The organism is Collibacillus ludicampi (genome assembly GCF_023705585.1).
Taxonomy (GTDB): domain Bacteria; phylum Bacillota; class Bacilli; order Tumebacillales; family BOQE01; genus Collibacillus; species Collibacillus ludicampi.
Map to the genome: position 1 here is coordinate 905,213 of NZ_BOQE01000001.1, position 18,387 is coordinate 923,599.

The 18,387-nt window shown below is 46.8% G+C and carries 17 protein-coding genes; 1 reads left to right on the forward strand and 16 read right to left on the reverse strand.

The annotated features are described in order from the left end of the window. Positions 1–309 precede the first annotated feature (309 nt). The 6 genes from DNHGIG_RS04625 to ftsE form a co-directional block, all read right to left on the reverse strand. Complete coding sequence (locus DNHGIG_RS04625) at positions 310–1,110, reverse strand: OmpA family protein (RefSeq protein WP_282198563.1); 801 nt, start codon at positions 1,108–1,110, stop codon at positions 310–312. After that, on the reverse strand, positions 1,094–1,888 hold the full coding sequence (locus tag DNHGIG_RS04630) for a flagellar motor protein (protein WP_282198564.1): 795 nt from the start codon (positions 1,886–1,888) through the stop codon (positions 1,094–1,096). The genes DNHGIG_RS04625 and DNHGIG_RS04630 overlap by 17 nt, the downstream gene beginning before the upstream one ends. Before the next feature lie 42 nt (positions 1,889–1,930). Further along, the gene (locus DNHGIG_RS04635; RefSeq protein ID WP_282198565.1) at positions 1,931–3,196 is read right to left on the reverse strand and encodes a PDZ domain-containing protein; all 1,266 of its coding nucleotides are present in this window, start codon (positions 3,194–3,196) and stop codon (positions 1,931–1,933) included. Between the two features lie 189 nt (positions 3,197–3,385). After that, positions 3,386–4,813 (reverse strand): S41 family peptidase, encoded by a 1,428-nt coding sequence (locus DNHGIG_RS04640; RefSeq protein WP_282198566.1) that lies wholly within the window; start codon positions 4,811–4,813, stop codon positions 3,386–3,388. Between the two features lie 66 nt (positions 4,814–4,879). Further along, positions 4,880–5,761, reverse strand: coding sequence for a permease-like cell division protein FtsX (gene ftsX / locus DNHGIG_RS04645; protein WP_282198567.1), 882 nt, complete (start codon positions 5,759–5,761; stop codon positions 4,880–4,882). After that, on the reverse strand, positions 5,751–6,437 hold the full coding sequence (gene ftsE / locus DNHGIG_RS04650) for a cell division ATP-binding protein FtsE (RefSeq protein ID WP_282198568.1): 687 nt from the start codon (positions 6,435–6,437) through the stop codon (positions 5,751–5,753). The genes ftsX and ftsE overlap by 11 nt, the downstream gene beginning before the upstream one ends. Positions 6,438–6,693: 256 nt before the next feature. Here ftsE and DNHGIG_RS04655 point away from each other — a divergent pair, with 256 nt between their 5' ends. Further along, positions 6,694–7,209, forward strand: coding sequence for a DUF2062 domain-containing protein (locus DNHGIG_RS04655; RefSeq protein WP_282198569.1), 516 nt, complete (start codon positions 6,694–6,696; stop codon positions 7,207–7,209). Between the two features lie 146 nt (positions 7,210–7,355). Here DNHGIG_RS04655 and DNHGIG_RS04660 read toward each other — a convergent pair whose 3' ends face one another. The 10 genes from DNHGIG_RS04660 to DNHGIG_RS04705 all read right to left on the reverse strand — a co-directional run bounded on the left by DNHGIG_RS04660 (position 7,356) and on the right by DNHGIG_RS04705 (position 18,380). Continuing rightward, positions 7,356–8,447, reverse strand: coding sequence for a C39 family peptidase (locus DNHGIG_RS04660; RefSeq protein WP_282198570.1), 1,092 nt, complete (start codon positions 8,445–8,447; stop codon positions 7,356–7,358). 169 nt (positions 8,448–8,616) lie between these two features. Continuing rightward, complete coding sequence (gene argH / locus DNHGIG_RS04665) at positions 8,617–10,023, reverse strand: argininosuccinate lyase (protein WP_282198571.1); 1,407 nt, start codon at positions 10,021–10,023, stop codon at positions 8,617–8,619. 12 nt (positions 10,024–10,035) lie between these two features. After that, entirely contained in the window at positions 10,036–11,253 is a 1,218-nt protein-coding gene (locus DNHGIG_RS04670) for an argininosuccinate synthase (RefSeq protein ID WP_282198572.1), read from the reverse strand. Positions 11,254–11,821: 568 nt separating this feature from the next. Beyond that, a complete protein-coding gene (locus DNHGIG_RS04675) occupies positions 11,822–13,402 on the reverse strand; it encodes a DHA2 family efflux MFS transporter permease subunit (protein ID WP_282198573.1) in 1,581 nt (526 codons plus the stop codon). A gap of 233 nt (positions 13,403–13,635) precedes the next feature. Next, on the reverse strand, positions 13,636–13,800 hold the full coding sequence (locus DNHGIG_RS04680; RefSeq protein ID WP_282198574.1) for a hypothetical protein: 165 nt from the start codon (positions 13,798–13,800) through the stop codon (positions 13,636–13,638). 15 nt (positions 13,801–13,815) lie between these two features. Next, positions 13,816–14,739 carry a hypothetical protein gene (locus DNHGIG_RS04685; RefSeq protein ID WP_282198575.1) on the reverse strand — a complete coding sequence of 308 codons (924 nt, stop codon included), beginning with the start codon at positions 14,737–14,739 and terminating at the stop codon, positions 13,816–13,818. Then, the gene (locus DNHGIG_RS04690; RefSeq protein WP_282198576.1) at positions 14,732–15,484 is read right to left on the reverse strand and encodes a glycerophosphodiester phosphodiesterase; all 753 of its coding nucleotides are present in this window, start codon (positions 15,482–15,484) and stop codon (positions 14,732–14,734) included. Before DNHGIG_RS04690 ends, DNHGIG_RS04685 begins: the two co-directional genes overlap by 8 nt. 16 nt (positions 15,485–15,500) lie before the next feature. Continuing rightward, on the reverse strand, positions 15,501–16,337 hold the full coding sequence (locus DNHGIG_RS04695) for an inositol monophosphatase family protein (RefSeq protein ID WP_282198577.1): 837 nt from the start codon (positions 16,335–16,337) through the stop codon (positions 15,501–15,503). A 13-nt stretch (positions 16,338–16,350) separates the two neighbouring features. Then, on the reverse strand, positions 16,351–17,478 hold the full coding sequence (locus DNHGIG_RS04700; protein ID WP_282198578.1) for an ABC transporter ATP-binding protein: 1,128 nt from the start codon (positions 17,476–17,478) through the stop codon (positions 16,351–16,353). After that, positions 17,475–18,380 (reverse strand): carbohydrate ABC transporter permease, encoded by a 906-nt coding sequence (locus DNHGIG_RS04705; protein ID WP_282198579.1) that lies wholly within the window; start codon positions 18,378–18,380, stop codon positions 17,475–17,477. Before DNHGIG_RS04705 ends, DNHGIG_RS04700 begins: the two co-directional genes overlap by 4 nt. Positions 18,381–18,387 lie beyond the last annotated feature (7 nt).

Genomic DNA, 18,387 nt, shown 5'->3' on the forward strand with positions numbered 1-18,387 from the left:
AGTGTATCTAAAAATAATCACCCCTACCTTTTTGTAAAGTTAGGAGTGTAAAGGTAGATATGTTAAACAATTGAAATTACAGCTCCAACAGAAAGACCAATTTCCCCGTAATACAGCTTGGCTATGGTTCGTAATTACAAGAGTATTCTTGTAAGGAACAATGATTCACATTGAAAAAGAAGAGTACCTCCTGTTAGCATCCTGGGTGGCAAGCTGTACCCTTATCCCTAAATACCAGAGGAGATACTCTCTATGAAAAAACTTTGAACATGAGTTGTATTGTTTCGTATCGGATGAATGAAAATCCATTCATTTTGCAGAAGCGTTATTCTCTATCGGCAAACGGTGCACCACGATATTCACCCTGCGGTTTTTGCTTTGATTTTCCTCCGTATCATTCGGGGCGACCGGCTGAAATTCTCCGTACGCGGTTGCAGACATCCGATTGGGTTGAATTCCTTGGTCCTCCAAGTAGTGAAGGACGGTTAACGCACGAGCGGACGAAAGTTCCCAGTTGGACGGAAATTGTTCCGTATGAATCGGACGATTGTCGGTATGGCCTTCAATCGTGATCTTGTTTGTAATCCCTTTGAAAAAGGGAGCGATATCACTTAATGTTTTCTTCGCTTCCGCTTTCAAATTCGCCTCTCCCGTATCAAAGAGAGCGACATCACGGAAGGTGATCTGTACGCTTTCATCTGTTTGGTTTAGAAAGACCTTGTTCTGTAATCCGTTCTTCTCGACATATTCCTGCAATTTCTTTTTAAGATCTTCCAATTTCTTCTCTTCTGCATCCAATTGTTTCAGTCGTTCCGCCTTTTTCTGCATTTCTTCATCTGTCACGACGTTCTGCGGCGTATCTCCCCTGTCCTGACGGGGAGCACCCGTGTCCAGCCCTCCGACTGCGCCTCCGTTTAAATCGATCATGCTCTTGCTCATCAACGCTTGACTTAACGAGACGGACAAAGACTTGAATTTGGCAACATCGATTTGCGAACTCGCATACATTACGACAAAGAAAATCATCAAAAGAGTAATCAAATCCGAATATGTGATCAGCCATCGCTCATGGTTAGCATGCTTTTCTTCACGTCTACGCCGTCTCGACATCCGCCTGTTTCACCTCGGGTTTGGCTTCGCGCATTCTTGGGGAGAGGAATGCTTTCAACTTTTGCTCCAAAATCATCGGATTCTCTCCCGCTTGTATCGATAGAATCCCCTCAATCATCAGTTCGCGAATCAAAACTTCTTCCTTGGAACGTACTCGCAGTTTATTGGCAATAGGCAAGTAGATGACGTTCGCAGAAGCCACGCCGTATAATGTGGCAATGAAAGCCAAGGCAATCTTCGGCCCAAGTTCTCCCACATTGGATAAGCTGCCTAATACTTGGACAAGCCCCATGACTGTCCCGATGATCCCCATCGTCGGTGCAAAACCGCCGGCAGCTTCAAACACGGCGATCCCTTGAGCATGGCGCGCTTCAAGATATGACAATTCCGTTTCCAGAATACTGCGCACCAGATCGGGTTCCGTTCCATCCACGACATACCGAATCCCGTTTTTGAAAAACTCGTCATCATAACTCTCAATTTTTTCTTCAAGCGCGAGAATCCCTTCACGTCTCGCTATCATCGCCAACTGAACCATATCCTCGATCACGGTAAGCGGATCCTTTTTTCTCTGTGTGAACGCGATCGCAATGATCTTTGGAACTTCTTTCAATTGCTCTAACGGGAGACCCGCGACGACCGCGCCGATCGTGCCTCCGAATACGATGAGAGCAGCCGTCAACTGAAACAAGGATTGAATTTGTCCGCCCTCCAAAGTGAAACCCAAAACCAGTGTGGCAACCCCCACAATTAAACCGACTAGCGTTGTTATATCCATAAGTTCCTCCTGCAACTTCAAGCGATTCTTTTAGACCCTTGTTCATACGGATGTTTCATGCCTTTTCTTCCAGATCGCTCTCCATAAAGGTATGGACTCGATCCGAACGTAATGATCGCTTTCCTCATCCGGAACCAGAATGACACCCAGCGCATAACGCTCCCCTTCATAGAGAGGTTTTTGGACCAACCGGATTTCCCCGCGCATATCGGCGACCTCCAGCTTCACAAACGCAGGATTCCGGTCGATAGCAACATGCATGTCATACTTGGTATTCACTTCCATACCGTTGACCTTCACGATCGATTCTCCGGAACGCAATCCCATCTCGTTTGCAGGACTATCCGGCAATACTTCCAGGATCCGCAGTCCACGCTCCGGGTGAACATAGAGAGGCGTGCGATTCCGCTCATCCGCCCGATCCCATAATACGAGCATTTCATGTGCGAGGGGGGCGAAGACAGCAGCAAGCCAGATGAAGCCTTGCGCGTAGGAACTGCCGATCACGAGCAGAAGCAAACATACAGAGTATAAACCGATCGCACGAGAGGTGCGTTTCGCCTTCGTCCGCGGTTCGTGCGCTACAGCCACTCCCGAGTAGCCGAGCACCGCAGGGATCGGTATGATTTCCAAGCCGGACAACACAGACAAAGGCAGAATCCCCCACCATGGGGGTGGGTGTAAAGACGTAGATGTACCTGTCAAGACGACAGCGGCCATAGGGAGAACCCAAAATTTCTGCAAAGCAAATCCTCCCACCAAGCGGCCGCGTTTACCGATGACAAAAACGGGGGTATTTCTTTCTCCTCCCTGCAACCGGACGAGTGCCGCTTCAATCAAATGCAAAACAGCTACCAGTGAAAGAACATGCGGTACCTGAAGTGCGAGCAGATCATGGTAGATCGCATCGATAAACGGCATGGTGAAAGATAGAGGGGGGAGCGTATGCAAAAGCAAAGAGAGGAGTGAAAGCAGTCCCCCCGCATAAGCAAAACATATGTACCGCACATTGAAAAGCGACAACAACAACGCGACTGTCCAGATATATGTAAAATCCCTGGGATTCAAAACGACGCCTAGCAATGATAACAAGACGGTGACGATCGCACCGGCAACCACTCCATAAATGAATGACAAAACCGTTTGCTCCAGAGGGGAAGTCACCCGCAGACCAAACATTTGCCGTTCCAATCGATTCTGCCTGCGATATTGAAAAAAAACGAGAAGAAGTGCGACATAGAACAGAGGAGAACCCACATTTCCCACATATCCATGCAGCAACTCCCATGCATACGCTGTAATGGTCATGCTTGTCCCCCTTTTCTTATAGAGGTTGTTCAAAAAGTCCGGAAAATAGGGCCTGCCGCGCCTCGAAATGCTCGGTCCTATTTGTCCTCTTTTTGAACATTCATTTGCCGCAGGCGCAAATAAAAACAACCCCAAGGGGCAAAAGTCCACCTTGAGGTAAAAATTCGACATAAAGTCCCAAATTTCCTGCTATTGAATCATGTTCCGCATTACATCGATTGCTTTTTGCAATTGAGGATCGTTTGCCCTGATTTTTGCACGCACCGCATCATTGATCGTCCGGCTCGTATCCCCTTGGACGATCCCTGTAACCGGAAGACCTTTGATCTTCTGGAATACCTTGACCGCTTCTTCCGTTTGTTCATTGAAATAACCGTCATCCCGCCCCGGAGCGAACCCTAATCCTTCAAGAAATTGTTGAAGAACTTTGACCTGCGGATCATTCATTTCTTTCTTCAACTCGGTGTCCGGATTCAAAGGAGGCAGTTTTGCATATGCGGGCAAGGATACCGGATAATCAGGCTCGAGACCTTTTTTGTGTATCCAATTCCCATTCGGGGTGAGCCATTTGGCCATCGTGAATTTGAAGTTCGAGCCGTCATCAAACGCCTGCGTCGTTTGTACGGTTCCTTTACCAAACGATTTCTCGCCGACTAACGGATAGCCGCCTGATTCCTTCAGCGCCGCCGCAAGAATCTCGGCCGCGGACGCCGAGCCCCCGTCGATCAGGACAACGATCGGAACCTTGCCTTTGTCAAGAGAAGAACGGTATACCTCCTTCTTACCGTCACGATACTCGACCTGCAGAATCACTTTTTTATCGGGGATCAGTTGGTTGGCGATATCGACAACCGAATTTAACAGCCCGCCCGGGTCGTTGCGCAGGTCGATGATCAACCCTTTCATTCCTTGCGATTCCAGCTTGGATAATTCCTCCTTGAACCGGTCGGCCGTCTTTTCGGCGAATGAAGTGATTTGGATCTTGCCGATTCCTCCCGGCAACATGTCCGAATACACGGTTTCCAGCGGAATCTCGTCGCGAACCACCGTGACTTTTAAAACATCGTTTGATCCGGGACGCGTGATTTCCAGGTTGACTTTTGTACCTTTCTTTCCGCGGATTAACAAAACCGCCTGATTCAAATCCATACCGTCGAGGACTTTTCCGTCCGCTTTGCGGATCTGATCCCCTGGACGCAATCCGGCCTTCTCTGCCGGGGAATTTTTATATGGGGCAACGATCGTCACTTTCCCGTCTTCCGATTTGATTTCCGCGCCGATTCCTTCAAAAGAAGAGGAAAGCGACTCTTGAAATTGGGCGGCCGTTTCCTTATCCATATAAGTGGAAAAGGGATCATCGAGCGCATTGATCATTCCGGCGATCGCACCGTCGATCAGCTTGCGGTCATCGACTTGCGTATAATACCGATCTTTTAATGTCTTATAGGTCTCCATCAGCTTCGCGAACTCCGACGAATCACGACTTAACAGCCCACTTTGTGCATCGGCACCCGCAAAGTCGACCCTCTGCCAACGAAGCACAGAAACTGTCAACGCACTGCTGAGTACAAGGGTCGATAACACCGAGAGCAGCAGGGTTCGACCTCGGATGTACATAAAAGCACCACCTTTGTCCCTTTTACCACGAGTATATGACAAGCGGGGATCGAGTATGTTTTTACTTTACACGCGCAAGAAACGACGCATCGAGATGACGCTTCCCCACATGCCGATCAACGCACCGATCATCAACATGACGGCACTGACATTGAAAATCAACGGGTGAAACGACAGCAAGCGGAAGATATAAAGACTCTCCGCATGGACAACGTAGTAATATCCGATCGCTATGAGCACAATCGGGATGATCGCCCCGATCACGCCCATCAAGACGCCTTCCACAAGAAAAGGCCAACGAATAAACCAGTTGGTAGCTCCCACCAGCTTCATGATCTCAATTTCCCGACGTCTTGCGAAAATGGTGATCTTGATCGTATTGGAAATCAGGAACATGGCGGTAAACATCAAACCGATGATAAACGCCACTCCCACATTCCGTACCACTTTTGTGACTTGAAACAGCTTCTCCACCGTCTGTTTTGCGTAATCCACTTTATCCACATTCGGTAAAGTCCAAATCTTTTCCGCCAAAACAGGCGTCTGTTTGGGATCGACCGTTTGTACAACAATCTTGTCCGGCAATGGATTTTGCATCTCCAAACCGTTAAGGGCACTGCCGTCTTCCTTGAGACGCTGTTTGAGATTGGTCAGTCCTTCTTCCTTGGAAACAAACCTCACCGATTTAACGCCGGGCATCGCTTGAATCTGTTTCTCCAGGGTGTCGATCTGGCTTCTCTGCGTGCCGTCTTTGATCATCACGTTCATTTCTACTTGATTTTCCACATCTTTCACAAACGATTGCAGGTTTAATGCCATGACCAGAAAAACACCTAGTATAAGCAGTGTCACGGTCACCGCCGATACAGAGGCGAATGTCATCCAACCATTACGCCCCAAATTTCGTACCCCTTCACGCAGATGGCGCCGGAACGTACTAATCTTCATAGCCGTACACCCCCCGTCGTTCGTCACGCACAATCTGACCGTTCTCGATAGCAATGACACGACGTTTCATCTTGTTGACGATATCTTTGTTATGGGTAGCCATGACGACCGTTGTACCTCTCGAATTGATTTGATCAAAAAGATACATGATCTCCCAAGAGGTATCCGGATCCAAATTCCCCGTCGGCTCGTCCGCAATGATCACGGCAGGGCGATTCACAAGCGCCCGAGCGATCGCCACCCGCTGTTGTTCGCCTCCGGAGAGTTGGTTGGGCAACGCGTCCAACTTATCTCCCAATCCTACCATCTCCAATACTTCTTGAACGCGACCTTTCAGTTTCTTGCGCGGGGTTTCAATCACTTCGAGTGCAAACGCCACATTCTCATATGCGGTTAATTTGGGCAACAATTTAAAATCCTGAAAGACGACACCGATCTGCCTGCGCAAGAGCGGAATCTTTTTTTCTTTCACCATTTCCACATTAAAATTATTAACAAAAATCGTTCCCTTGGTTGGCTTCTCTTCACGGTACATCAACTTGATAAACGTTGACTTGCCCGCACCTGACGGCCCAACCACGTAAACGAATTCCCCTTTTTCTATTTTGACGTTAATGCCGCGCAAAGCTTCTGCACCGTTAGGATAAGTTTTCCAGACATCGTACATCTCAATCATACCGGACAATCACTTCCTTTCGTTGGGATTGTTCGGCCGAAGATAAAACATTGAAGAGACAATGTAATCTAGCATTCGTTCACTAGCTTTTCGACCACAAAATATTATACTAGACTTTGTCGATTCGTCCCACTTTTCGAGCGCAGAAAAATGTCGAAATCTTGAACACCCTTCATGGAAAGGACGCATCTATGGTAAAATACGAAGAGAAATTCCTAAGTGGAAGCTTGTTTCGTATGAAGAAAGGTGGATTCGAGTGAAACGTAGTCCCCTTCGCTTTCTCAAGTTAAAAGGGCTGCAATTAATGCGATCTCCGGGAGGGCCGCGCATGGTTGCCACCGGCTTCTCGATCGGGCTCGCCGTTGAATTTATAACACTGATCACGTTCGGAGTCGCATTTTTCTTGATATTTCCTCTTGTCAAGATTTTCCGCGGAAATTTGGCATCCGCTTTTGTCGGTTTCGTATTCGGTAAACTCGTTCTCCCGATCTTCGCGCCGATCGGATATCATATAGGAAGAACACTTTTCCATCTTCACATACGCGGTTTACCCTTTCAGGATGTTATAAACATGCACTTCCCCGGTGTGCGCATACAAATCGTTCTGGAAAAGTGGATGAGTACGTTCCTGGGAATGTTTTTGCTCGGGGTTATCGCCGGGCTTGTGATGTATTACCCGGTTTACTTACTCTATTCCACATTCCACAAACGCCGCCAAATGAAACGTAAAATGAAAAAAGAAGAAAAGCTGAAAGGAAAAATGGAGGCTTAACTTCCAAACCTCAAAAAAGCATGGGCTGTAATCATATGGCACCATGCTTTTTTCATGATTATTTTCTTCATGAATCTTTTTACAAACAACCATTCCTCAACCATTCGTTTTGGTATAGATGGCAGGATTCCCCGAAAGGATCAAGCTTATCTGAACGAGACTGCCTGTTGACCTAATTGTATCCAAGAGGCCATAAATTGGTTTCTGTCCACAGCTTCTCCCGCCGTTCCATCTAACGGGTTATTGATAAAAATCTGTTTATCGTTGAAACCCACGATGAGTACGGCGTGTTCATTGAACGTCGCACGTACCGGACCATTCGGCCCTTGCCATGTTACCCAGGAAGACGTTGGGCTGAAGGTAACGGTTGTCCAGGCTACTACGGGCTTGCCGGAAGCTATGTAACGAAGGATATTGTCGAATGAGCTGCCGGTAAGATCAACTGCTTGTCCCGGGAGAATCGTATTGAGAAGACGGTAAACAGGACCATGATAGACTCCATAGCCAGGGTTTTTTCCCGTGATGTCACCGACAAAACCGACATTCGGATCTCCCCAAGAAACGATATTCCCGTTGCTGTCATATCCAATCGGTGTTGGGTCTTTGGGAATTTCGTTAGCGAGAGTCATTTTGTCAACCGGGTGACCCGCTGCGGAGAGCAACATCGATAAACTTGTTACTTCGCAACCGTTATACAGTTCCGGGTCTTGCGAAGCGGCAGGTACGTTTATAAAGGCTGATTTCGCAGATACGTTCTGCGTAATGTTCCAATTCGTTCCGTCCCAATCGCTTTCTACATTCATCCGATTGAGGATTTTCATAATATACCAGATAGGTACAAAAGTCGTCGGTGCCCCTGAATAGGGATCGTTTTTCACAATACCCGGAGAATTTTGTATCAAGGTTCCGTTTAGATATATGCGAATCGGCGCCTGACCTGGCTGGATATTGGAGAGATCCACCGAATATGTGGATGGTGTTGTGAGATTCCAACGATGTCCATCCCAATCGCTCGTAATTCCTAGGTTTTCTAGAGCTTTCATAACATACCATATCGGCATGTACGTTGTCCCATCGTAAGCGAATCCATATGGATTCGAAATTTTCTTCCCATTTAAATATATACTTTTTTGGCTCATGTTTATATCTGCCGCAGCCATTGATGTCAACGGTAACTGCGTGCTGATTAAAGAAGAGATCAATAGAGATGCAACGAATTTCTTGTTCGTTCGAAACATCAATCATCCTACTCCAATCTAGTTTAGCAAGAACAAGTATACCAAAATAATACGGAAAAATTGAGGGATTTTTGTCTTCGATATTGTTGAGGAAAAACGTGATTGCGGTTAAAAAAAGTGCTCTTACTCCGGAAAGTCACGAGTAAGAGCGCTTTTTCTTTCGATTGCATTAAGCTTCCAGATTGGCTTCGATCCACGCATGCAGATCAGCAAGCGATTGTTTCGCCTGCACTAACGCTTGCTCTACACGACGACTGCCCGTACCACCGTGTACATCGCGGGCATCCACCACTTGTTTGATGTCGATGACTTGCAAGCAGTCTTCGTCAAACAAATCGGAGTGGGCGCGATATTCTTCAAGCGTAAGATCAGCAAGGAACTTTCCGTGTTCGATGCAGTACAACACGAGTCTGCCGATGACTTCATGCGCCTGACGGAAAGGAAGGCCTTTCCGCACAAGATAGTCAGCCAGATCGGTCGCATTTGAAAAATCTTGTTTGACCGCCTGCTGCAAGCGTTCCCGTCGCACCTGCATCGTACGGATCATACCGGCAAACAGAGCCAGCGAACCTTTCAGCGTGTCCACCGTATCGAACATGCCTTCCTTGTCTTCTTGCAAATCTTTATTGTATGCGAGCGGCAGGCTCTTCAGTACAGTCAAAAGACCAAAGAGATTTCCGTATACCCTACCCGTCTTTCCACGAATCAATTCCGCCACGTCCGGATTTTTCTTCTGCGGCATGATCGATGAACCGGTGGTATAAGCGTCATCCAACTCGACGAAAGAGAATTCGGTCGATGACCATAACACCAGTTCCTCACAAAACCGCGACAAATGCATCATGAGAATCGATGCGGCCGAGAGAAACTCCAGAATAAAATCGCGGTCAGAAACGGCATCCATGGAATTGTCATAGATGCGTGAGAAACCAAGTTCTTCAGCCACCATCGTGCGATCGATCGGGAACGTGGTTCCTGCCAATGCTCCTGCACCGAGCGGCATGATGTCGATCCGCTTCAAAGCGTCCTGCATCCTCTCCGCATCACGCATGAACATCCCCACATAGGCCAACATGTGATGTGCGAACAAAACAGGTTGTGCTCTTTGCAGATGCGTATATCCGGGGATGATCACATCTTTGTTCGCTTCCGCAACATTGACGATGGCATCGAGCACGTCCGCCAGGAGCGCGATGATACGCTTCGTCTCTTTTCGCAAGTACAGATGCATATCAAGCGCCACTTGATCGTTGCGTGACCGACCTGTATGCAGTTTTCCTCCTACAGGGCCAATTCGCTCGATCAAGAGCTTCTCAATATTCATGTGCACATCTTCGTTTTCAACGGAAAATTCGATTTTACCCGCTTTGTAATCTGCGAGTATACTGAGCAATCCTTTGCGGATCGCATCCGCATCCTTTTGCGGGATGATCCCGCACGCGCCGAGCATCTTGACGTGTGCGAGCGATCCCTTGATATCTTCTTCCGCTAACTTCTTATCGAAATGAATCGAAGCGGTAAACTCTTCGACGAGTTGATCCGTCGGTTTTGTAAAACGTCCACCCCATAATTTCATGGCAAGCCCTCTTTAGTTGACTTTTTCTTCCGACTTTCTATTTACACTTGCATAGACCTTCGTCGGCAGGCCCCATAACTTGATAAAGCCGACCGCCGCATTGTGGTCGAATGCGTCTGCAGGACTGTATGTCGCCAGATCGAGATCATAGAGCGAGTGTTCCGATTTGCGGCCCACCGGTTGGAAGGTGCCTTTGTACAGTTTCATGCGTACGGTACCAGTAACCGTTTGCTGTGTTTCTTCGATAAACGCGTCGATCGCTTTTTTCAACGGAGAAAACCACAATCCATTATAGACAAGCTCGGTATATTTCAGCTCGAGCATCGGTTTGAATTGGAAGACTTCACGCGGCAATGTGATCGTCTCCAGCTCTTGGTGTGCCTTAATCAAAACGAGTGCCGCCGGCGCTTCATATACTTCGCGCGATTTGATACCGATCAAACGGTTCTCCACATGGTCGATGCGGCCTACACCATGCTTGCCGGCGATTTGGTTCAATTTTTCGATCAAAGTCACCAATGGAAGAGCTTCGCCGTTCAGGGACACAGGTACACCTTTTTCAAAGCCGATTTCTACATATTCCGGTTCATTAGGAGCATCTACGGGATTGGTCGTCCAATCGAATGCCGCTTCAGGCGCTTCCGTCCACGGATCTTCCAGAACGCCCGCTTCACAGGAACGGCCCCAGAGGTTCACGTCGATCGAGAAAGGATTCTCTTTGTCGATTGGAATCGGGATGTTATGCTTCTTCGCGTACTCGATCTCTTCATCTCTAGACCAGCCCCACTCACGCACGGGAGCGATGATTTCCAAGTTCGGATTCAATGCGGTCACGGAAACGTCAAAACGTACCTGGTCGTTCCCTTTGCCCGTACATCCGTGCGCAACGGCCACAGCTCCTTCTTCTTCCGCCACTTGCACGAGGAGCTTTGAAATCAGCGGACGGGAAAGAGCGGCTGACATTGGATATTTATGTTCATACAACGCATTTGCTTTCAGGGACGGGAGAATGAATTCCTTCGCGAACATCTCGCGCGCGTCGATCATGTAGGATTTGATCGCTCCCACTTTGAGCGCTTTATCGCGAATAAATTCGAGATCCTTGCCTTCACCAACGTCGAGCGACAGGGCGATCACATCATACCCGCATGTTTCTTGTAACCATTTTATAGCAACCGAGGTGTCAAGTCCTCCGGAATAAGCCAATACCACTTTCTTTTTATCACTCATGTTTCTTTCCTCACTTTCTATCGATAAGATCCTGACGTGCATCTCTTTTACAAGTGCTAGTATAGCATATAAATTCATTTTTGTGTATCTTTATTCATAAAATCAGGCACGAACGTTTGTCCGAGAGAGATGGCTTTTTTAAAAATACACGATTATGAAAACTAGTGCTTGGGTGGATGTATCGCTTTGCGTTTGGGTTCGATGAAGGTCGTTCCGCCCGGATTCTTAACAGAAGTTGCGGAACGACCTTCAACTCACCTCTGCACTGCAAAGCGATAACATCCACCCAAAAGCCACTCCACTACTTGCGGGAGAGCATATCCTCTCTTCCTGTACATGAAAATTTTTATTTTCTGATAACACCGCTTTCAGCATGGGTGGCTATCTTTAAAAAGAATAGTTTGGCGGTCAGATGCTTTGCGCTTATGCTCCGTGAAGGTCGTCTCGCATGGAATCATAATCATTTGTTGCGAGACGACCTTTAAAGTCGCTATTACGCGCAAAGCATTACGCCCATCCAAAGATACGATTCACTGTTCTGCTGGTGCCGCTTGCCGCGGAGCGCTCATCATTCGGCGATCACTGCTTGTGGTTTTTCCCCTTTTTTCCTGACGTCTTTCATGAAGAAAGCCAAGAAGATCGCAAGTAGAGTCACGATGGTGATCACCCAAAACACGTCATCCATTCCCCGTACGATCGCACTGAGTTGGACTTGTTGCCCGATGTATGACAATGCCGACTGAGCGGCCTGTTGAACCGATTGCCCAGAACTCATGAAGGCTGCCTTCGCCTGTGCCAACGTTTGCATCGCAGCCACTGACGATTCGTTCACCTGTTCCGCCCCAACCGCCATGTGAAAGGTCACTCTTTGCGAGAACAGTGTCGATAACCAAGCGATCCCGAGTGATGCGCTGACTTGTCGTATGGCATTCGTCAGCGCCGTCGCTTGCCCCACTTTCGGAGGCGGAACGGTATTCATGCCGGCTGTCGTTACAGGCATCATCACCCCGCCGATTCCAATGGCGCGAATGATTAACCATGCTGAAATGGTGGAATACGCGGTCGTAACATCCAACGATTGCATTAAGAAATACCCGTAGGCGGTAATCGTGAGTCCCACAACTGCCAGCCATTTGGCTCCAATTTTGTCAAATAAAAATCCCGAGATCGGCATCATGATTCCGGCAGCGATCCCTTGCGGCAGTAACACGAGACCGGTATCTAGGGCAGAAAGCCCGGATACGTTTTGCAAAAAAACGGGTAACAAAAACAGACTGGCAAAAAGAATGATGCTCGCGATGCTGGTGATTGCAAGCGATAATGAAAATAATCCGTTTTTCATCAGGCGCAGATCGATCATCGGTTCTTCGATGGTCAATTCGATCCACGTGAACAAAGCGAGACAGACGAGACCGAAAGTGATATATGATATAACCTCGATATCCGACCATCCCTTATCGGCCACGATACCGAGTCCGTACAACAGGGATGCCAGCCCGGCAGAAGAAGTGAGAAATCCCCAAAAATCGAACTTGCGACCGGCTGCTGGACGCGTTTCTTCCAAAATGATGCTGGCGAGGATGATATCGATGATCCCGATCGGTACGTTGATATAAAAGATCAAACGCCAATCCATGTATTCGGTGATATAACCGCCGAGCGTCGGGCCAAAAGCGGGAGCAAACATGATGGCGATTCCGAAGATCCCCATAGAAAAGCCGCGGCGTTCCGGAGGAAACATGCGAAACATCATCGCCATACTGATCGGCATGATTGCGCCTCCGCCGATCGCCTGAATGATCCGGAAGATGATCATCGCCCGATTGCTCCATGCCATCCCGCATAAAGCCGACCCCAAGGTAAACAAGATCACCGAATAGAGAAAGATCCGTTTATACCCGAAGCGGTCACCGAGATACCCAGTGATGGGTACTAATGCTCCTACCACCAATGAATAAGCGGTCACGACCCATTGAATATCCGTTGTACCTACTCCGAATACGGCCATCATCTTGGGGATCGATACATTGACAATCGTGTTATCGAGGACCGACATGAAAGCGGCAAGCACTAGCACCAATACCGAAAGCAAGATACCCAGCTTTGGTTGGGCTGCTGACTGTTGTTCTACCTGTTCGTGTTTTTCCATACACCCCTCCGTAGATTCGAAAAATGATTCCTGTCAGGCTGAGAATCAACTTCATCAATGTAAGATTAACCGATTCGCTGATCTTTTGCACGTATTCAATTTTTCTTACAATCATTTTTTGTGTAACGCATAACTCGAAACATCTGAATTTTCAATTACCTATCACGATTTTACTCATTGATGACATTTTCTCGAAATGAGGGAGCTAACGTCCTCTTGATGACCCATGTTTTTTACGGAAGAAACGGTGTATGGACTCCTGCCGACAACCTTAGAAAGTTTTGGAACCAGTAAGAAGAAGTGGAAAAAAGCAGCACATCGTCTGTGTCATAAATCTTTTTTTGCCCGAGATTTTTGTTATCGAGTTCAATTTCAATACCGAAAATCCAGTAACTCATAAATGCTTACACCACTTAAAGTTCCGGTTCTATGGACTGATAAAAACGATCGGGCCATTCCATTTTAGGATGAAAATTGTAAAGTAGAGCATGAGTAAATATGACTGCATTTACCCATTTCGTCTTGTATATAAGAGGTTTTTGTTGCAGCCATTTTAATGGATCTATGAGATCCGAAAAATCGGTATATTCCTCAAAAGTCCCTTCAAATCCTTTAGGCCAGAATCTCTTCAATGGATGGGAAGGAACACGACCGCCCTTCTTTACATGTTCATAAGTCTCCCTTAGCCATTGGAGTATAGATACTCCCGTCAATGGTTCGTGCATGTTTTCCCACCCACAAAGGAGGGAGCCATGCTTTCCCCATTCAATCCGAACGATCGCACGCTGCTGATTTCTTCTGGCCTCTATCACGGCTTCTTTAGATTCCAAAACACGAGAGTGAAACCAGCACATAACATTTGTCACTTCTTCTTTTTCCGGGTCATATTGAACCCAAATCTCTTCATGATCGCATGGTTCATAGTCGTCCGGGAAATCATAGTCATCTTCCCAAAAAAGGTGATAGCCAATCAATGGTTTTGATGGATGATGTACAGCGACTACATCCTTTAGCGGAAAGCATTCTTTCGGGTTAACCAGGAGAATCGGACAGAATTTTTCAACCAACCGTTTTTCCTCTTCCGATACGAGAATGATGGGATCCATCTCCAATACACGTCGGTATAGATCTCCTGCTTTACGCAAATATCCGTCCAAATGGTAGAATTCTGCTTGGCGTGAAATATACGAGACATTATCCGGGTCCGCTTTTTTCAAGAGTTCCAATTGTGCAATGGCCAGTTGATAAAAATCGACACCGGAAATCCTTCCTTCTCTTGTGGAGTCCATGATTTCTTCATTTCTTCTCTTAAATTCAAACAAAAACGTATCAATCATATGTATCACCTACAGTATCTTTCTCCTGCTTTTGCATTTTTAGCTGTATGAGTGTTCGTACATCATTGCTCGTGATAGAATGTACTCCCATGTCTAAAAAGGTTTCCATCGCCAGAGGATCATCCACTGTCCAAACGAATACAGGCAGGCAGCGAAGAGCGGCATGGTCCAATAATTCTTCCCTGCAAAAATGGTAGTTGATGTTAATTCCACAGCACGAAGCGGATATTGCATCCTGGCAGGTTTCTTTGATAAAGGAATCATAATCCTCTCCAGAGGCTGCAAACAGGCTTATACTAGCATTCAGCAGCACTTGGTACGGCCGATAATTTCCCTTTACGTATGCCGCCCTCTCTTTTTCACATCCGCTTATGATGACATAATCCCTCATTTTATATTTTTCGACGGTTCTAATCATCGGTATGATGGCACGATCATCTTTCACATCGAGATTGATCATTCGATGATTTTCAAGAATCAACGGCAAAATCTCTTCAAGACGGGTGATTTCTTCGTTTTTGGCCAGATCCTTCAATTCCTCGAAATTTAAATCCTGTATCTTTCGGATCCCGAATGGGGTCATTACCTCTTCATCATGCCGAAGGACAACAACCCCATCGTTTGTTACCCTGACATCCACTTCAATAATATCTGCTCCAGCGCTCAGCCCCATCAAAACGGACGAGATGGAATTAGGCGGGGTATTCATGCAGCCACTATGGGCTGTGATCAAAGGCCATCTCATGGGTACCACCGTTCTTTTAAAGTTTAATGGTCTCTAGGAATTCCTTATGAATCAGGCTGTTGGAAGCAACCAGCGAATCATGATAAAGGCGGTAGGGATTTCCTTCCTTATCTGTAACACATCCTCCCGCCTCCGTAAGAATGAGAATACCCGCAGCCGTATCCCATGGATTGAGCCCCTCATGCCATAATCCGGTTAACTTTCCCGATGCGATCCAGCATAAGTCCAGGCTAGCCGCCCCAATTATCCGGACATTCCTGCTTTTGCCCGCAATCTGGTCGATCTGGCGAACCAGCCGGGATCCCGAATTCCAATCGTTTGCATGAAATCCTGTGGCGAGAACCGCTTCAGCCAATTGTAACTCCTTTCCTACCCGGATGAGTTTTCCATTCAGATAAGCGCCCTTGGATTTTCTTGCTGTGTACAATTCATTCGTGACCGGATTGTAAACTATACCAATGATCGGTTTCCCGTCCTTTACAATTCCGATAGAAATTGAGAAATGTGGAATTCCGTGAATGAAATTGGTTGTTCCGTCAATCGGATCGATGATCCAACCGTAACCAGATTTCTGTCTTTTAAAAATCTCATAAGCATTCGCCTGACAGGAATCTTCCTCCGATAGAATCCAGTGGCCAGGATATTCTTGCTGAATCTGGTTGCGCAACAACATCTCGCTCATCCGGTCAACCTCTGTCACAAGGTCAGACGCATTCTTTTTCTGCTCAATCCTGCCCGTGTTCCCCATGTGTTCGAGAACGAGTCTTCCCGCTTGTTTCGCATATTCCAGCGCCGATTCATACAATTTGATCTGCAAATCCTGTTGCATTCCTATTTCCATGTTGTCTTCCATCCTTTTTTCCTTCTTATGATCTGCGGGCAAGCTCCAAATCCTGTCCCTGGAATCTTTCTTTCCTTAAACTTTCACCCGTTACTCGATCAAATAAATGAATGGATTCGATGGCGGCGGATAATTGGACTTTGCTTCCGCGTTTCATCTTGCTGTTTGGCTCGGAAAAAAATCGAACCTGTGTACTGCCGACCTTCACATTCACCAATTGTGAATGGCCAATAGGTTCAACCAGACTCACAACGCCCTCGATGCGAATATCTCCATGGTGTCCTAACTTCAAATCATGAGGGCGAATCCCAACGCTCACATCCAGAGTATTACGGTCACTCTCATGAAGAAATTCGCCATCCCATTCAATCGTGGTGTCATTTAATTGAAGTTGATATTTCCCCATACTTTTGGACAGTCTTCCCTCAAGGAAGTTCATAGGGGGCGTTCCGATGAACTGTGCAACAAAATAGTTCTTAGGCTGGCTGTATAAATCCATAGGGGTGCTGTATTGGATCAACTGGCCTTCTTTCATCACCGCAATGCGATCCGCCATGGTCATCGCCTCTTCTTGATCGTGGGTAACCATTATCGTCGTAATCCCCAGCTCCTTCTGAATTCGGGAAATTTCCTCCCTCATCTCGATTTTTAATCGGGCGTCCAGATTCGAGAGCGGTTCATCAAGCAGAAGCACCGCGGGCTTTTTGACGATTGCCCGCGCTAAGGCGACACGTTGCTGCTGACCGCCGGATAATTCGCTCGGCTTTCGATCCAATAAGTGTCCCAGTTGTACCATTTCCGCCGCTTGTTTGGCCCGTTCCATCCGCTCTTCCTTTGCAACCCTCTGCTGTTTTAGCGGAAATGCGATATTATCCAAAACCGTCATATGCGGGTATAAAGCATAGCTTTGAAAAACCATCCCGATATTTCGGTCTTTCGGTTCTAAATCATTAACCGGCTGATTGTCAAAATAAATTTCACCGCTGTTCGGCTTGTAAATCCCTGCAATCATGAGCATCGTCGTAGACTTTCCGCATCCGCTGGGGCCAAGCAAGGCAACAAACTCACCATCTTCAATCGTCAGGTTTAGATTGTTAATCGTATTGGATTTTTTATCGAATGATTTGCAAATATTTTTTAGCTCGATTTTCATACTCGCTTTCCACCTCCAACACTTACCTGCATGAGCGATTTCTGTGAAAAAATAAAGAGGATCATAACCGGGAGCATATAAAAGAGTGACACGGCACTTAACAGACCATAATGAATGAGATTAGGATTACTAATTAAATTTTGCAGATAAGTGGCTAGAGTAACGTGCTCGTCGCTTAATATAAAGGAATATAAAAGCAAAAATTCGGACCAGCCGGATAAAAAGGAAAAAATACTTACGGCTGCGATCCCGGGTTTAATTAAAGGGATGACAATCGTATACCATACCTTAAACCTACTGCATCCGTCGATCAGTCCGGCCCATTCTACATCCCATTGCACATCGTCAAAAAAACCTTTGATAATCCAAGCTGTCATCGGTATCTGTAGGGCTGTTTTTACCAGCACAACCCCCCATAGCGAGTCAAACAAACCCAGGAAATTCAAAATATAGAACACAGCGATTAAGAGGGCTACACTTGGGAAGGCATGAAGCAGCAGAGTGATCTTCATCAGCCCTTTTCGGCCCGGAAAATCCAACCGTGAAAGGGCGTATCCTGCCATACCCCCAATGATCACTTCCAAGATCGTCAACGAACCGGAAAATACAAAAGAATTCCAGGTTGCTAACCAAATATTAGGGTATGTCGTCCCTGCCTGCTCTACATTGGACCATAAGAATTTCCAATTCTCAAACGTAAATTGGACAGGTATAAATCCATACTTCATCTGCTTTGCAAATGAACTCACCAATAGCCAGAGATACATGAGGATAATCGGCAGTGTGGTAATTCCAAGGACGCCATAGGCGATGATATAGGGAAGCCTTTTCTTCCATCTTGGTGACGTTTTTCTCGTCTCTGTCGCCCTCGTCCTTATTGCTACTTTTTTCGTCACTTCCATTCCTTCA

Coding starts and splice junctions, on each gene's coding strand:
- DNHGIG_RS04625 (WP_282198563.1), bottom strand. CDS start 1,110: ATGTCGAGACGGCGTAGACGTGAAGAAAAGCATGCTAACCATGAGCGA.
- DNHGIG_RS04630 (WP_282198564.1), bottom strand. CDS start 1,888: ATGGATATAACAACGCTAGTCGGTTTAATTGTGGGGGTTGCCACACTG.
- DNHGIG_RS04635 (WP_282198565.1), bottom strand. CDS start 3,196: ATGACCATTACAGCGTATGCATGGGAGTTGCTGCATGGATATGTGGGA.
- DNHGIG_RS04640 (WP_282198566.1), bottom strand. CDS start 4,813: ATGTACATCCGAGGTCGAACCCTGCTGCTCTCGGTGTTATCGACCCTT.
- ftsX (WP_282198567.1), bottom strand. CDS start 5,761: ATGAAGATTAGTACGTTCCGGCGCCATCTGCGTGAAGGGGTACGAAAT.
- ftsE (WP_282198568.1), bottom strand. CDS start 6,437: ATGATTGAGATGTACGATGTCTGGAAAACTTATCCTAACGGTGCAGAA.
- DNHGIG_RS04660 (WP_282198570.1), bottom strand. CDS start 8,447: ATGTTTCGAACGAACAAGAAATTCGTTGCATCTCTATTGATCTCTTCT.
- argH (WP_282198571.1), bottom strand. CDS start 10,023: ATGAAATTATGGGGTGGACGTTTTACAAAACCGACGGATCAACTCGTC.
- DNHGIG_RS04670 (WP_282198572.1), bottom strand. CDS start 11,253: ATGAGTGATAAAAAGAAAGTGGTATTGGCTTATTCCGGAGGACTTGAC.
- DNHGIG_RS04675 (WP_282198573.1), bottom strand. CDS start 13,402: ATGGAAAAACACGAACAGGTAGAACAACAGTCAGCAGCCCAACCAAAG.
- DNHGIG_RS04680 (WP_282198574.1), bottom strand. CDS start 13,800: ATGAGTTACTGGATTTTCGGTATTGAAATTGAACTCGATAACAAAAAT.
- DNHGIG_RS04685 (WP_282198575.1), bottom strand. CDS start 14,739: ATGATTGATACGTTTTTGTTTGAATTTAAGAGAAGAAATGAAGAAATC.
- DNHGIG_RS04690 (WP_282198576.1), bottom strand. CDS start 15,484: ATGAGATGGCCTTTGATCACAGCCCATAGTGGCTGCATGAATACCCCG.
- DNHGIG_RS04695 (WP_282198577.1), bottom strand. CDS start 16,337: ATGGAAGACAACATGGAAATAGGAATGCAACAGGATTTGCAGATCAAA.
- DNHGIG_RS04700 (WP_282198578.1), bottom strand. CDS start 17,478: ATGAAAATCGAGCTAAAAAATATTTGCAAATCATTCGATAAAAAATCC.
- DNHGIG_RS04705 (WP_282198579.1), bottom strand. CDS start 18,380: ATGGAAGTGACGAAAAAAGTAGCAATAAGGACGAGGGCGACAGAGACG.